The following is a 14,380-nucleotide window of genomic DNA, read 5'->3' as shown; positions in this document are numbered from 1 at the left end:
CGGGGTGAGCGCAGCGCAGGATTGCATCGCGCGGGCCAACGCGCCGGCGCAGGACGCCGACGTGACCGGCCGGCTGGCGCGGGGCCTTGGTCCCGGGCCCTTCGCGCTGGTCGTGCTCTTTGTCTCGCCCCGGGCCGACGTCGCGCGCATCGCTGCCGAGACCGCGGCGCGCCTGCCCGCCGCCCATGTCGTCGGCTGCACCACCGCCGGCGAGATCTCGGAGGCGGGCTATGACGAGGGCGCGGTGCTGGCGCTGGGTTTCCCCTCGCGGCTTTTCGCGGCCGAAGTGCTGGAGCTGACTGACCTCGACCGCCTGTCGCGCAGCGCCGCGGCGGCGGCCTTCCTGCAACTGCGCCAGGATCTCGCGGGTGCGCAGGCGCATCTGCCGCATGAATTCGCCCTGCTGCTGGTCGACGGGCTGTCGCTTTGCGAGGACGACCTGGCCTCGGCACTGGCGGCCGGCTCGGGCCATGTGCCGCTGATCGGCGGATCGGCCGGGGACGGGCTGCGATTCCGGGAAACGCTGGTCCTGCATCGCGGCCGGGCGCTGCGCAACGCGGCGGTGCTGTCGGTGCTGCGCGGGCTTTGCCCGGTGCGGGCGCTGAACATGGACCACCTGCACCCGACCGAGCGGCGCATGGTGGTAACCCGGGCCGACCCCGCCGCCCGCATCGTGCAGCGCATCAATGCCGAGCCGGCGGCGCGGGAATACGCCCGCATCCTGGGCAAGGATCCGGCGCTGATCGACTACCTGACCTTTGCCGCGCATCCGCTCGCCGTGCGGGTCGGCGGCCGCTATCACGTGCGGGCGGTGCAGCGCGTGCTGCCTTCGGGCGAGTTGCTGTTCTTTTCGGCCATCGACGCGGGCGTGGTGCTGGCGCTGACCGAGCCCGAGGACCTGCCCGCGCATCTGGACCGGCGGCTGTCGCAGCTGGCCGGGCCGGTGCCGCCGGTGGCGGTGCTGGGCTTCGACTGCGTGCTGCGCCGCATCGAGGCCGAGCAGAAGCAGCTGGGCGGTGCCGTTTCGGAAGTGCTGCGCCGGCATCGCGTCTGGGGCTTTTCCACCTATGGCGAGCAATTCGGCCCGCTGCATGTCAACCACACCCTGACCGGCTGCGCGATCTACCCGCCGGGGACGCGGCTGGCGGAGCCCGGCTGATGGCGCGCATCTCGGACTGGCTCATCGACCGTAACGACGATGCCGGGCAGAACCTGGAGAAGCTGCTGGTCATCGCCGAGGCGCTGATGCGCCATTCCGAGGAGCGCCGGGACGAGAACAACGCCGCCTTCGAGGAATTCCGCCGCGCCGCCCTGCTGGAGGAGCGCGTCCGCCAGCGCACCCGCGATCTCGAGGCGACGCTGGAGCGGCTGAACGCCGCCAATGCCACCGCCGAGCGCGCCCGCCGCGACCTGTCGCAGGCCATCGAGGCCATCGAGGAAGGCTTCGCGCTGTTCGACGCCGAGGACCGGCTGGTGCTGTGCAACAGCCGCTTCTGCGCCGACCTGCCGGATGTGCGCCCGGCGCTTGTCCCCGGCATCGGCTTCGCGGCCTATGTCGAGTTGCTGGGCCGGTCGCGGCAGGTGCTGCTGCCCGAGGGGCTGACCGCCGACGGCTGGATCGCCCAGCGGATGCGGCGCCACGAGCAGCCGCAGCATTTCAACATCGGCCTGACCGGCGACCGATGGATCCAGGTCAGCGAGCAGCGCACGCTCGACGGCGGCACGGTGGTCCTGCATACCGACGTGACCCGCATCATCCGCACCGAGCGTATCGAGCATGGCAAGCTGCTGGACAACCAGGCGCGGATGATCTGCGCGACGCTGGAGCATATCAACCAGGGCGTCGGCATCTTCGACGCCTATGGCGCGCTGATCGGCTGGAACCAGCGGCTCGCGGACCTGCTGGAGATCCCCGCGGCGCTGATGCATCGCGGGCTGAGCTTCGAGCGGCTGGCAGTGCGGATGCTGTATCAGGCCCGCTTCAACGAAGGCTTCTCGGCCTCGCAGCTGCGCGAATGGGTGCGGATGCGCGGCGCGCGCCTGCCCCTGTCCTTCGAGCTCTGGCACGCCTCGGGGGTCATCCTGGACGTGCATGGCCGCGAGATGCCCGAGCGCGGCTTCGTGATGTCCTTTACCGATGTCACGCGCGAACGGCTGGCGATCCATTCCATGCTGCGGGCCAAGGCCACGCTGGAAGCCCGCGTCACCGCCCGGACCGAGGAGCTGGCCGCGGCGCTGGCCAATGCCGAGCGCGCGAATTCCGCCCGCGTGCGCTTCGTCGCGGCGGCCAGCCACGACCTGCTGCAGCCGCTCTCGGCCGCCAAGCTCTTCGTCGCCTCGGCCCGCGACGATGCCGGCGACAGCGCCCTGCGCGCCACGCTGGAAAAGGCGCATAACGCGCTTCTCAGCGTCGAGGGCATCCTGGGAGCGCTGCTGGACCTGTCGCGGCTGGAATCCGGCGGCACCGAGATCGAGATCGCGCCCCTGTCGATGGAGCTGCTGCTGGCGCAGCTGACCGACGAATTCGCGCCGCTTGCCGCCGCCAAGGGCCTGGGACTGCGCATCATGCCCTGCCAACTGGCGGTGGAAAGCGACGCGGCCTATCTGCGGCGCATCCTGCAGAACCTGATCGGCAATGCCATCCGCTACACGCAAGCCGGGCGGGTGCTGGTCGGCGTGCGCCGCCAGGGCGGCAGCCTGCGCATCGAGGTCCACGACACCGGCCCCGGCATCGCGCCCGAGCACCAGCAGGCGATCTTCCGCGAGTTCCACCGCGTCGAGGGCACCGCCTCGGCCGCGCACGGCATGGGGCTGGGCCTGGCCATCGTCGAGCGCGCCTGCGCGCTGCTGGACCACCGGCTGCGGCTGCATTCGGTGCCGGGCCGCGGCACCCGCTTCTCGGTCGAGCTGCCCCTGGCGCATGACCTGCCCCGCGCCGGCAGCAAGGCCCCCGCCGCCACGCCCCCGCCCGAGGCGGGCATGGACCGCATTGTGCTGCTGGTCGAGAATGACGAAGACCTGCGCAGCGCCATCGCGCAGCTGCTGGAACGCCGCGGCGTCGAGGTGGTCGAGGCCGCCAGCGGCAGCGAGGCGCTGACCCTGGTCGAGGAGATGGGCGTCATCCCCGACATCTACCTCTTGGACCAGCAGCTGGGCGACGGCCCCAGCGGCGTCGAGACGGCGCAGGCGCTGCACCGCCGCTTCGGCTTGCGCCCGACCCGCATCATCACCGCCGACCGCAGCCCCGAAACCCGGCGCGCCGCCGGCCAGGCCGGGCTGCAGATCCTCTTCAAGCCCATCGACCCCGAGACGCTGGAGGCCTTCGTCTGCCAGCCCGGCTGAGCCGGCGCCGAAGCCTCAGCCCGCGGCGCGGCGACCGATGTTGTGTGACACGAATATCTGCACTAAGGCGGAAGACATCGGAGGACGTCGGAAGACCCCGGATGCGAAGTGGTGCGAAGATCCGCGAAAGCCCAACCAATTGGGCAAAAAATGCAAACTCATTGGGTGTCTACTGGCAAGTGGACCATCGCCCTGTTGACGGAGATCATGTGCGTTGGCCCGTTCGGCTGAGACAGCTGAAGCCACAAGCCGTGGAACGTCGCGATGCGCCGCAGCCTTCGCGTCGATGCGTCGCTGGCCTTCCTGAACCCGCGAAGCGCACTCGCGTTCAGCACCAATGCGTAACAATAGGGCACACCTTGAAAGACAGATCGTGATACGGTCTATCATCTGTAACATTTGCCTATCAGATCAAGCAAAGTTACAGTAGCGTCATTGCATCCACCCTATTGTGACAGACGGACATGGCCCGGATCGGATATGCACGCGTCAGCACCGCTGACCAGGACCTTGAGATTCAAAAGGAGCGCCTGGCCGGCGCCGGGTGCGAGATCATCCGGACAGAAATCGGCAGCGGGGCAACCCGCGCCGGCCGGACTGAACTAGAAACCATCATGCAGTTCATGAGGGAAGGTGACGAGTTGGTCGTGCATCGGCTCGATCGCCTCGGCCGAAGCACTCGCGATGTTCTCAACCTGGTGCATGACCTCGATGAGAAGAGGGCCGCGCTCCGCGTCCTGGAACCTGATGTGTCCACCGCCGGCGATCTCGGCCGGCTGGTGGTGACGATCCTCGGCATGGTGGCGGACATGGAACTGCGCTTCATCCGCGACCGGCAGCGCGCCGGCATCGAGGCAGCGAAGAAGCGACAGGTCTACAAAGGCCGCAAGAAAGCGGTCCATGACGCCGAAATTCGCAGGCGTGTGGCCGAAGGCCAGTCGAAGGCAGCTGTAGCGCGCGACCTGGGCGTATCCAGGATGACCGTCTATCGCGCCCTCGCCGGCGCCGCCGCGTCAGAAGCTCCTGCTGCATAATGCCGACGCGCCAGCTCATTACCGGCGTTCTTCAACGGCATCGGGATAATTGGCCGCGGCCTTTTCAGCCACCCCGAGGTCATTTGCGCGCTTCCAGAATGCCTGATGAGTCTTCGACACTTCCTGAGCTCGCTCGAACACGGCAAGCCGTGTGCCGTCCATGCAGACGAAATACTCGGTTAACTCACTGAAGTATCGCTCGAAATCTTCCGAAACCATGTCTGCGTAGGCTCGAAAGCCATCGGAGCGCTGCGTAACGGCGCACCGTTCAAGGACTGGGTTCTTCCCGGAGCGCTCGAACAGATCCGCCGTAAGCTGCAGGGTTCCTCGGATGGCGACCGCCAGATGGTGAAGATCCTCGGCGCGGTGCTGACGGAAGGGATGCCTGCGGTACAAAAGGCATGCGCCGAAGCCCTTTCGCAGGGCGTTCACTCCGCCGATGTGATCCTCAATATCCTGTCTCGCAGGCGCGATCCGGAACCGCCGCCTCTCCTGCTGACCTCTCCGGCCTTGCGCCTGACCTATGAACCGGTGGCGGACTGCGCCCGTTATGACCTGCTGCGGAGGGTCAGCTGATGGATCGTGCTGACATCATGGCCGCAATGGGCGAGTTGAAGCTCTACGGGATGCGCGCCGCTTATGATGAACTCATGGCGGTGGCTGTGCGCCGCCAGCATGAACCCCGCCAGATCGTTGGAGATCTTCTGGCCGCCGAGATCAACGAGAAGAAAGCGCGGTCGGTCAAATACCAGATCACCACCGCCAAGCTGCCCTATGCCCGGGAGATCGAGGAGTTCACCTTCGATGACACCCCGATCAACGAGACCTTGGTGCGTGATCTAGCCAGCGGGGAGTTCCTCAGCCAACAGCGCAATGTCGTGCTGGTTGGCGGAACGGGGACCGGCAAGACCCATATCTCCGTGGCGATCGCGCGTGCGGTCATCCGCAATGGTGCCCGGGGCAGGTTCTTTAATGTCGTCGACCTGGTGAACAGGCTGGAGGCCGAGGCCCGTGCTGGACGGGCGGGCCGGCTTGCAGAACATCTGATGCGGCTCGACTTCGTCATCCTCGATGAACTCGGATACCTCCCATTCGCGCAGTCCGGCGGCCAGTTGCTGTTCCATCTGGTCAGCAAGCTCTACGAGCAGACTTCCGTCATCGTCACCACCAACCTCGCATTCGGCGAGTGGCCGACCGTCTTCGGGGACGCGAAGATGACCACCGCGCTGCTCGATCGCCTCACCCACCACTGCGATATAGTCGAGACCGGCAACGACAGCTGGCGCATCAAAACCCGAGCCTGAACCCCCTCCGAAACGCAGGCCCGCGTCGGCTGCGCCAGCTGGAAAGCTACGCCGCCACGGGCCTGCTCAACCGCGCGCCAAAGGGGTCACTTTTGGGCGCCGATCGGGGGGGCCGTTTGGATGCCGATTGACAGTCCGGCGTCAACGCACTTGCCCACCTGCTCGCGCGTGCTCGCCTGCCGACATGGCGTATCTGGGCCGAAGGCTCGCCCTTCGAGTTCAAGGATCAGCTCAAGTCGCGGGGGTATCGTTGGAACGGAGAGGAGAACGGCCGCCCCCGTGCCTGGTACATCGATGTTGCGGATGAACAGAGAGAAGCAGAACTGGCCTTTCTGAAGAAGGAAATCTATCAGCGCGACGTTGACCTGAAACCTTCCAGGATTACGGCCTATGAACGGTTCTCCGAGCGAGTGTAGCAGGCATTGGACAAAACCTGGGGGCCAAGTCAGCAACGCTCGCTTTGGAAGCAATTCCTGTCTAACTTTAAGTAAACGGACAAAATAGTTGCGCGATTCGGCGCGAGCAGAGGATTAACCTGAACCGATGTGGCCCGACAATGAGACTGAACGGGACTTCCTGAATTTCTCGGGCGTAGCAGACACGGTGGCGGAGATCATCGTTCAGGCGCGAGGACGGCCGATCTCTATTGGTGTGTCCGGGGCTTGGGGCATCGGTAAATCCTCGCTGATCAAGCTCACTCAGGCGTCGCTGGCTGCGCGGCCCCGCAAGGAAGGCGAGCGGGAATTTGTGTTCGTCGAGTTCAATGCCTGGCTTTATCAGGGCTACGACGATGCGCGCGCCGCGCTCATGGATGTGATCGCAACCAAGCTTGAGCACGAGGCCAAGGCGCGTGGTAAAGCGGTCGATAAGGCCAAGGCACTGGTAAAGCGCGTGAGCTGGCTGCGGGTCGCCAAGCTTGTTGCAGGCTCGGCGGCGGCGATGTCGCTCGGCCTGGCGCCCACCGGATTGCTCGGCGAGGTATGGGGGTTGGGCAAGCGCTTCTTGTCAGGCGGCATCGATGGCGAACTGATCGAGGAGGCGAAGGGCAAGGCAGGTGAGGTCGCCGAGACGGCGAGCGGATTGCTTAATCCAAAGGAGGAAACATCGCCGCCCAAGGAAATTCAGGCGCTCCGGGACAACTTCGAGGAAACGCTTGAGGAACTCGGCGTCACGCTGGTGGTGCTGATCGACGATCTCGATCGATGCCTGCCCGAAACGACGATCTCGACGCTTGAGGCGATCCGGCTGTTCCTGTTCCTGAAGAACACCGCCTTCGTGATCGCCGCCGACAATGACATGATCAAACATGCCGTTCGACGGCACTTTGAGGGTGTCCCCGATGATCTTCTCGTCACAAACTACTTCGACAAGCTGATTCAGGTGCCAATCCGTGTGCCGCCCTTGGGCACCCAGGAAGTGCGCGCCTACATGATGCTCTTGTTCGTCGAGAACAGCGACCTTGCGGATGATGTAAAGGAGAAGATCCGTAGCGGAGTTGTCGCCCAATTACGACAGACTTGGGCAGGCAAGCGCGTCGACCGCGCGTTTGTGCAGTCGCTACACGGTTCCTTGCCTGCCGAGTTGATCGGCCGCTTCGATACTGCGGACCGCTTGGCCCCGCTCATGACGACAGCGTCGGGCATTCTGGGCAATCCACGCCTGATCAAACGATTCCTCAATGCGCTTGCTATCCGCATGACGATCTCCAACGCGCAGGGCGTCGGCGTCGATGAGGCGGTCTTGGCCAAGCTGCTGTTGTTCGAGCGGCTCGGCAACGCGAAGGCATTTGCCGAATTGATGGCACAGGTGAGCGCAAGCGACACCGGCAAGCCTGTCTTCCTCGCCGAATGGGAAGAGAAGGCGATCGCGGGGCAGGAACAAGCTCTGGCAGCACCTTTTGATGAGCCCTTTTTCGCGGAGTGGCTGACGCTGCCGCCGACACTCGCTGATACGGACCTGCGGGGAGCCCTGTATGTGAGCCGTGAACATGCGCCGCTGATCACGCCCGAGGACCGCCTTTCCTCGGAGGCAGCCGAGCTTTTGACGGCGCTCTTGCAACATCCGGAGATGGCATCGAGTCTGAAAGACCGACTTCTGCGGGTGCCTCGGACCGAAACCACCGTGATCATGGACCGGCTTCTGGATCGTGCGCGGCAGGAGCAGGAATGGGGCGTACCAGCAGTTCTGGAAGCCTGCCTTGTCGTGGCCGACGCCGACCCGCCGCAGGGTGCGAGGCTTGCCGCCTTCTTGGGCGAGCGTCCGGCCGCGCAGATCCAGGCGAATATCGTACCGAAGATCGGGGACCAGCCATGGTCGAAGGGGGTCTTCGACAACTGGGATCGGGGGCAGGTGTCCAGACCGGTTAAGGCGGCGATCAAGAGGCAGAGGGAAAATGGGAACGTCACAATCTAGTGGAGGCCCGGGCAGCGGCGTCTCGATGGTGCCACCCTGGACCCCGGACCCGCCCACGGGAGAGGCGTCTGGCAATGGGGCGGAAGGCGGGGACGCTCCAGCCGATGACGGTGTTGCGGCCCCCCAGGTGCCGCCGGCGCCCGCACCACTTGCCCCACCAGCCCGCTTCCGCGGTGCGCGTCGTGCGCTAGGCGAGTTCGCAAAATCAGGCGATGGTGGGGACATGCGGCGCAGCATGGGTCACTACGTCCGGACCGGCTATGGCGGATCGGCAACAGCGACTCGGCGCTTCGGAGGTACGGCGGCAACCGCCGGTGCGCTTGGCGGAGCGCTGGCGCGGGTTGCAGCGGGACAGCCGGCCGAGCCAGGCAGCCCGCTTGATCCGGCACTCCTCGCCGGCCGCAATGTGCAGGAAGTTATGAACGCCGTTGTGGAGGCGGTTCGGCCGGTCGACGGGACGCAGGACGCAGAAGCTGAGCGCGCGGCAATTCGGGATGCCTTGACCGAGCTTCTTACCCGGTTCCCAGATGCGGATCTGCTAAATCTCGACCCTGAGCAGCGCGCCTTCGCCATCGAGCGTTTCACGGCAATCGACGTCTTCCGTCGCTTTGAACTCGATGTCGGCAAGACCATCGTTGAGAAGGCGCCGAGTGCGGTGACAGCTCTGTCTCGGCTCAAGGAAGTGCGGGACTATGTGAAGCAGAGCGTGGCAGCGGCATTCCGCAAGCTGCGCGATGCCGGACGCAGCCTCACCAGTGGTCGCATCAGTCAGGTTGTTAGGGATGCTCTGAGGGAGACATTTGAGGTGTTTGAAGGATACGCGGAATGAGGCTGGCCTGCGGTCCAGACGGCGCGGATCTGCCCGGCGGTGAAGGTATCATGCGCGTGGTCCTTTACGGCCAGCCGCGGGCCGAAGGACAAGGAAGCGCTGGCGATGCGGCGAGATCCGAGATCCAACGCCGACGATTTGACCCGGCCCCGCGGGCCTGGGACTTGTTATCGATCGCGCTGAGTGTCGTGACTGCAGATTTCGCAGTCTTGCGCGACAAGAGCCCGGACGGGTGGACACGAGAGATCGAACTCGACATTGCCGTGGCGGACGCGCCGTTCTGGAACGGGCAGGCCCGGGCCTTGGCCGAAGCGCTCGCATTCCTCACGACCGACCGCTGGACCCTGCGATTTCACGAGGGTGGGATGCTGCCCACGCCGCCTCGTGAACCAGTCCGGCCGCCTGAGAGCTGTGTGGTACTTCTGTCCGGCGGGCTAGACAGTTTGATCGGAGCGATTGACCTAACCGCGGCGGGCCACAAGCCATTCGCAATCAGCCAGACAGTTCGAGGCGACGCGGACAAGCAGGTCGACTTTGCCGCAAAGATCGGGGGCGGTCTCGGACACCTGCAACTAAACCACAATGCACATACGCCGGGTGTGCAAGAAGCCTCGCAACGGGCGAGGTCGCTTGTTTTCATCACTTTTGGCGTGATCGCTGCCACGGCCCTCAAAGCCTATCGGGAGGTCGCGGAGGTGCCACTCTTCGTGTGCGAGAACGGCTTCATCGCCATTAACCCGCCTCTGACTGGCGGGCGGCTCGGAAGCCTCAGCACTCGCACGGCACATCCGGAATTCCTGGCTCGTCTGCAAAAGGTGCTGGATGCGGCTGGTCTCCGTGTCAAGATCACCAACCCTTATGCCACGAAGACCAAGGGCGAAATGCTCCAAGCGTGCGCCGACCAGAATTTGCTTGGCGCCGAGGCTGCACGTTCGACGAGCTGTGGTCGATTCCAACGGTTCAACTATCGTCAATGCGGGCGATGCGTTCCGTGTCAGGTCCGACGGGCGGCGTTCCTCGCGTGGGACGCCAGCCAAGATACGACAGATTACGTCTACGAACCGATCGGAAAGGATGATGCAGATCACTCGGGGTTCGACGACGTGCGCTCAGTCGCGATCGCGCTTGCGGCCATCAAGGCAGATGGCATTGAGGCGTGGCTCGGTCATGCGTTGGCGTCCCCGTTCATCGCTGATCGACCGGCTCTTGTCGGTATGCTTGAGCGCGGTCTTGAAGAGCTTCGCGCGCTTCATCAGGCTTACGGCGTCAAATGATCGATTTCCACGCGCACCTAGACCTTTATCCTGATCCACACACCGTAGCGCGCGAGTGCGTCGTTCGCGATCTCTATGTTCTTTCTGTCACGACAACACCGTCAGCGTGGTCCGGAACGGCGGCGCTGACAAAGGATGCGCCGCGTATTAGAACAGCGCTCGGACTGCATCCGCAAATCGCGCATGAACGTAAAGGCGAGCTTCCGCTGTTTGAGCGCCTGTTACCGCAGGTTCGGTATGTTGGCGAAATTGGCCTCGATGGTGGTCCAGAATACCGGCGATATTGGCTGGACCAAGAGCATGTCTTCACGCGTGTGCTCAGTCTTTGTGCTCGCGTCGGGGGCCGCGTCATGAGTATTCATAGCCGTCGCGCATCCACGCAGGTTCTTGACGCGCTGGTGACGGAGCCCAGTGCTGGCATAGCGATCCTTCACTGGTTTTCGGGAACACAAAGGGAGCTTGCGCGCGCGGTCGATTTGGGGTGCTGGTTCAGCGTTGGCCCGGCCATGTTGGCCGGTGACAAGGGGAGGGCACTGGCGGCCAAGATGCCACGGGACCGAATCCTTACCGAGACGGATGGCCCTTTCGCACAGGTTGATGGGCGAGCGGCATGGCCGTGGGATGCAAACCGAGCGGTAGAAGCGCTATCGAAGATTTGGTCAGAACCCATCGACACGGTGCAGCGCCAGCTTGATGGCAACCTCCGTAGATTAAGCAGCCAAGGGGTTGCCGGCGGCTGACCGTCAAAAGCTTGGCATGACCTTCGCGCGGTTACTGAGAGGCTTGAGCGGTCTGAGATCACGCGGCTGCCTTCAGGTGCTTCTTCTCAAGCATCGTCCGGACAAATTTATCCCATTTCGCCATTCCGGCCCGCTTCTCGACCATGTAGTTCCAGCGGTCGTAGTGCTTGGAACTGACGTCCTGTAAGGCGTGGTTTTGCAGCCGGTCGCGGATTTCCTTCGGAACGCCCGCCTTGCCGGCCAGCGTCTTGAAGGTCCGGCGCAGGTCGCGATTCGTCACATAGGGGATGACGCCGCGGTCCCGCTGACGCCACATGAACGAGTAAAGCGTGCCGTGGCTGACGGGCTTCGACGGATCTTGGGCCGATGGGAAAAACCAGCCGTATTCGTTGACGTTGATGGAGGCGAGCAACTCCGCCGCAAGCGAGGGCACCGGAACGGCATGGGGCTGTTCGTTCTTGGTCCTGGACCAGTCGATGATCTTCTCCTTGGCATCCCACTGATCGATGTGAAGGCCGGCGATCTCCTGCACCCGCTGTCCGGTCAGCATGATGAGCCTGACCGCGCGGGTATAGGGCGGATGGACTGGCGTGTCGGGGCATTCGAGCCAGCGGTAGAGCCGGACGAACTCGTCCTCGTCGAGCCAGCGCGTGCCCTTCACCTTGGGCTCGGTCGGGATACCCGACGCCGGGTTGAAGGGGATGCGGAAGCGACGGGGGGACTGCTGCCGATAGTCGTTGTCGGACTTCATGCCCCAGCTAAAGGCGGCATGGAGATAGGAGCGCACATGGTCGGCCATCGACTTCGCGCCCCGCTCGTAGATCGGGCGGATCAGCTCGATGACTTCTTCGGCTTCGACTTCGCGGGCGAGACGGTTGCGCCCCAGTGTGTCGGCGATCTTGTTGAGGCCCTTTTCGGTCTCCTTCCAGGAGGGCTTCCCGGCTTCCTTGAGAGCGGCGACATAGCCCTCGAACAGATCGGCGACGGTGCCGGGGCGGGTGTCGGTAGCGATCTTGATGCTCCGGCCCTTCTGGATCACGTCGGCAAAATCGCGCTTGAAGATCTCGCGCGCCTGGGCGAGCGACATCGAGGGATAGGAGCCGATCTTCTTCTTGGTGCGTTTGCCGTCCCGCCACTGCTGGGCCATCCAGTCGGCGGTGACGCGCTGGGGCATGGGCTTCAGGACGAGAAGGAGGCGGCCGGTGCCGCGCCCTTCGCCGTCGGCGAGGTTTTCCTGTTTCTGGCTCGTCTCGACCCGCTTGAGCGCGTGGCGGATCGTGGTGTCGGTCAGGGCAGGCATGGTGTTTCCTCCTGTTCCGCAGCTGGGATCGGTCAGGGAGAAACGGGGATCGCTAGGTGGGATCGGGAGGCCGTTTTCTACCCCTTTTACAGCCCCCAATTTGCCATAACCGCCCCCACTACGCAACGCAGAAAAGTGCCAAAATCCCCAGTGTTTCAACGTGATTGAGCGGGATCGTTCGTGATCATCCTCAATGAGTGGGGTGGTTGTGGACCAGAATCAGTGCGCTCGCCGTCAGCTCCAGCGCCCGGCGCATGATCTCGCGCGGATAGACCGGGACGTGGTCGACAGTGCCGCGCGCCTGCTCCTCATCCGCGATCAGCACGTTCTTGCGGTCGAGATAGAGCACGCGGAACTGTTCGATCTCGCGATGCGCCATCGCGGTGTGGCAATAGTCCAGCAGCGCGTCCCAGCTGGTCAGCACCGGGCGGTGCATGACGCGCGAGCGCGCCAGCCGCTGCGCCGCGGCCTCGACGATCTTCAGCTCCTGCACCACGGCGGGGCCGACGCCCGGAACCTCGGCCAGCCGGGCGGGCGGGGCCGAGAGCACGCGATTGAAATCGCCGAAACGGTCGAGCAGCCGCCGCGCCAGCGGCTTCACGTCCTGCCGGGGAATGGCGCGGAACAGCACCAGTTCCAGCAGTTCGTAATCCGGCATCGCCCCGGCGCCGCCCTGCATGAAGCGGTCGCGCAGCCGGGCGCGGTGATCGGCAATGTAGCTGGGAAGGCGGTTGCCGCGCGCCGGGCAGGCGGTCCCGGCGAGCGGCGCCTCGTCCCCCGCGGCGGTCGGGGCGGGGGCGAAAAGCGGCAGCGGTGCTTCGTGAAAGGCGCGATTCGGTTCCATGCCGCCAGACTGGCACAGCAGGGGTAAAGACCGGGTTAACGCGCGCGACCCCGCCCTCCTCGGCCTTCTCTGTTGTCCAAATACCCAGATCCCAAGGTGGCCAGGGGCGCCGCCCTGGCCGGTTCAGCCCTTCATCTCGTCCCAGAAGCCCTTGATCTTGTGAAAGAAGCCCTGGGTCTGCGGGTTGTTGTCGGCGCTGATCGCCTCGAATTCGCGCAAAAGATCTTTCTGCCGCGCGGTCAGGTTCACCGGCGTCTCGACCGTCAGCTCGATCAGCATGTCGCCCGATTCGCCGTTCATCCCCGGCCCGTGGCGCAGCGGCGGCATGCCCTTGCCGCGCAGCCGCAGCTGCTTGCCGGATTGCGTGCCCGGCGGAACCTTGACGCGCGAGCGGCCGCCGTCGATGGTCGGCACCTCGATCTCGCCTCCCAGCGCGGCGGTGGCCATGCTGACCGGCACCTGGCAGGCCAGCATCCGGCCGTCGCGCAGGAAGATCGGGTGTTCCTTGACCTCGATGAAGATGTAGAGATCGCCCGCCGGGCCGCCGCGCATCCCGGCCTCGCCCTCGCCGGCCAGGCGGATGCGGGTGCCGGTCTCGACGCCGGCGGGGATGTTCACCGACAGGGTGCGTTCTTTCTGGACGCGACCGGCGCCACGGCATTCCTGGCAGGGATTCTTGACGATCTGGCCATGGCCGTTGCAGGTCGGGCAGGTGCGCTCGACGGTGAAGAAGCCCTGGGTGGCGCGGACCTTGCCCATGCCGGAACAGGTGGGGCAGGTGGCGGGCTCGACCGCGCCTTCGGCGCCGGTGCCGTTGCAGGCGCCGCAGGCGACCGAGCCGGGCACGGTGATGGTCTTCTGCACGCCGCCATAGGCCTCTTCCAGCGAGACGCGCAGGTTGTAGCGCAGGTCCTGGCCGCGGCTGGCGCGCGAGCGGCCGCCCGGGCCGGGCCGGCGGCCCATCATGTCGCCGAACAGGTCCTCGAACACATCGGCGAAGGCCGAGCCGAAATCGCCATGACCGTTGCCGCCGCGCCCGAAGCCGCCGCCGCCATTCTCGAAGGCGGCATGGCCGAAGCGGTCATAGGCGGCCTTCTTCTGGTCGTCCTTCAGGCAGTCATAGGCCTCGTTCACTTCCTTGAACGCCGCCTCCGAGACCTTGCAATCCTTGTTGCGGTCGGGGTGCAGCTGCTTTGCCTTGGCGCGGTAGGCCTTCTTGATCTCGTCGGCCGAGGCGCCCCGTGCAACGCCCAGCACCTCGTAATAGTCACGTTTCGCCATGTCGATCGCGTCCGGGGTCT

10 protein-coding genes and 2 pseudogenes are annotated in these 14,380 nt (G+C 65.0%); 9 read left to right on the top strand and 3 right to left on the bottom strand.

Annotation, left to right across the window (positions count from 1 at the left end):
• Positions 1-4: 4 nt before the first annotated feature.
• The 9 genes and pseudogenes from PARJ55_RS0116675 (at position 5) to qatD (ending at position 10,935) form a co-directional block, all read left to right on the top strand.
• Entirely contained in the window at positions 5-1,159 is a 1,155-nt protein-coding gene (locus tag PARJ55_RS0116675) for an FIST signal transduction protein (protein WP_028714060.1), read from the top strand.
• The gene (locus PARJ55_RS0116670; protein ID WP_084637891.1) at positions 1,159-3,342 is read left to right on the top strand and encodes a PAS-domain containing protein; all 2,184 of its coding nucleotides are present in this window, start codon (positions 1,159-1,161) and stop codon (positions 3,340-3,342) included. The genes PARJ55_RS0116675 and PARJ55_RS0116670 overlap by 1 nt, the downstream gene beginning before the upstream one ends.
• A gap of 464 nt (positions 3,343-3,806) precedes the next feature.
• Complete coding sequence (locus PARJ55_RS0116660) at positions 3,807-4,376, top strand: recombinase family protein (RefSeq protein WP_028714058.1); 570 nt, start codon at positions 3,807-3,809, stop codon at positions 4,374-4,376.
• Between the two features lie 240 nt (positions 4,377-4,616).
• Positions 4,617-4,952: pseudogene (locus PARJ55_RS24605) on the top strand (IS21 family transposase); the annotation flags it as partial.
• Complete coding sequence (gene istB / locus PARJ55_RS0116650) at positions 4,952-5,680, top strand: IS21-like element helper ATPase IstB (RefSeq protein WP_028714057.1); 729 nt, start codon at positions 4,952-4,954, stop codon at positions 5,678-5,680. The pseudogene PARJ55_RS24605 and the gene istB, both read left to right, overlap by 1 nt.
• 543 nt (positions 5,681-6,223) lie before the next feature.
• On the top strand, positions 6,224-8,092 hold the full coding sequence (locus PARJ55_RS0116645; RefSeq protein WP_028714056.1) for a P-loop NTPase fold protein: 1,869 nt from the start codon (positions 6,224-6,226) through the stop codon (positions 8,090-8,092).
• Positions 8,093-8,315: 223 nt separating this feature from the next.
• Positions 8,316-8,921 carry a Qat anti-phage system associated protein QatB gene (qatB, locus tag PARJ55_RS0116640; protein ID WP_198019375.1) on the top strand — a complete coding sequence of 202 codons (606 nt, stop codon included), beginning with the start codon at positions 8,316-8,318 and terminating at the stop codon, positions 8,919-8,921.
• Complete coding sequence (qatC, locus tag PARJ55_RS0116635; protein ID WP_028714054.1) at positions 8,918-10,195, top strand: Qat anti-phage system QueC-like protein QatC; 1,278 nt, start codon at positions 8,918-8,920, stop codon at positions 10,193-10,195. The genes qatB and qatC overlap by 4 nt, the downstream gene beginning before the upstream one ends.
• A complete protein-coding gene (gene qatD / locus PARJ55_RS23435) occupies positions 10,192-10,935 on the top strand; it encodes a Qat anti-phage system TatD family nuclease QatD (protein ID WP_084637890.1) in 744 nt (247 codons plus the stop codon). Before qatC ends, qatD begins: the two co-directional genes overlap by 4 nt.
• Positions 10,936-10,993: 58 nt before the next feature.
• Here the strand turns inward: qatD and PARJ55_RS0116625 are convergent, their stop codons facing one another.
• The 3 genes and pseudogenes from PARJ55_RS0116625 to dnaJ all read right to left on the bottom strand — a co-directional run bounded on the left by PARJ55_RS0116625 (position 10,994) and on the right by dnaJ (position 14,360).
• Positions 10,994-12,235, bottom strand: coding sequence for a site-specific integrase (locus tag PARJ55_RS0116625; protein ID WP_028714053.1), 1,242 nt, complete (start codon positions 12,233-12,235; stop codon positions 10,994-10,996).
• 196 nt (positions 12,236-12,431) lie between these two features.
• Positions 12,432-13,079, bottom strand: a pseudogene (locus tag PARJ55_RS22350) (RadC family protein); the annotation flags it as partial.
• Between the two features lie 123 nt (positions 13,080-13,202).
• A complete protein-coding gene (dnaJ, locus tag PARJ55_RS0116615) occupies positions 13,203-14,360 on the bottom strand; it encodes a molecular chaperone DnaJ (protein WP_028714052.1) in 1,158 nt (385 codons plus the stop codon).
• Between the last annotated feature and the right edge of the window lie 20 nt (positions 14,361-14,380).

This window comes from Paracoccus sp. J55, assembly GCF_000513975.1.
In the GTDB taxonomy this organism is placed as follows: domain Bacteria; phylum Pseudomonadota; class Alphaproteobacteria; order Rhodobacterales; family Rhodobacteraceae; genus Paracoccus.
Note: the sequence above shows the minus strand (reverse complement) of the source record. Positions and strands in the feature narration are given on the sequence as shown.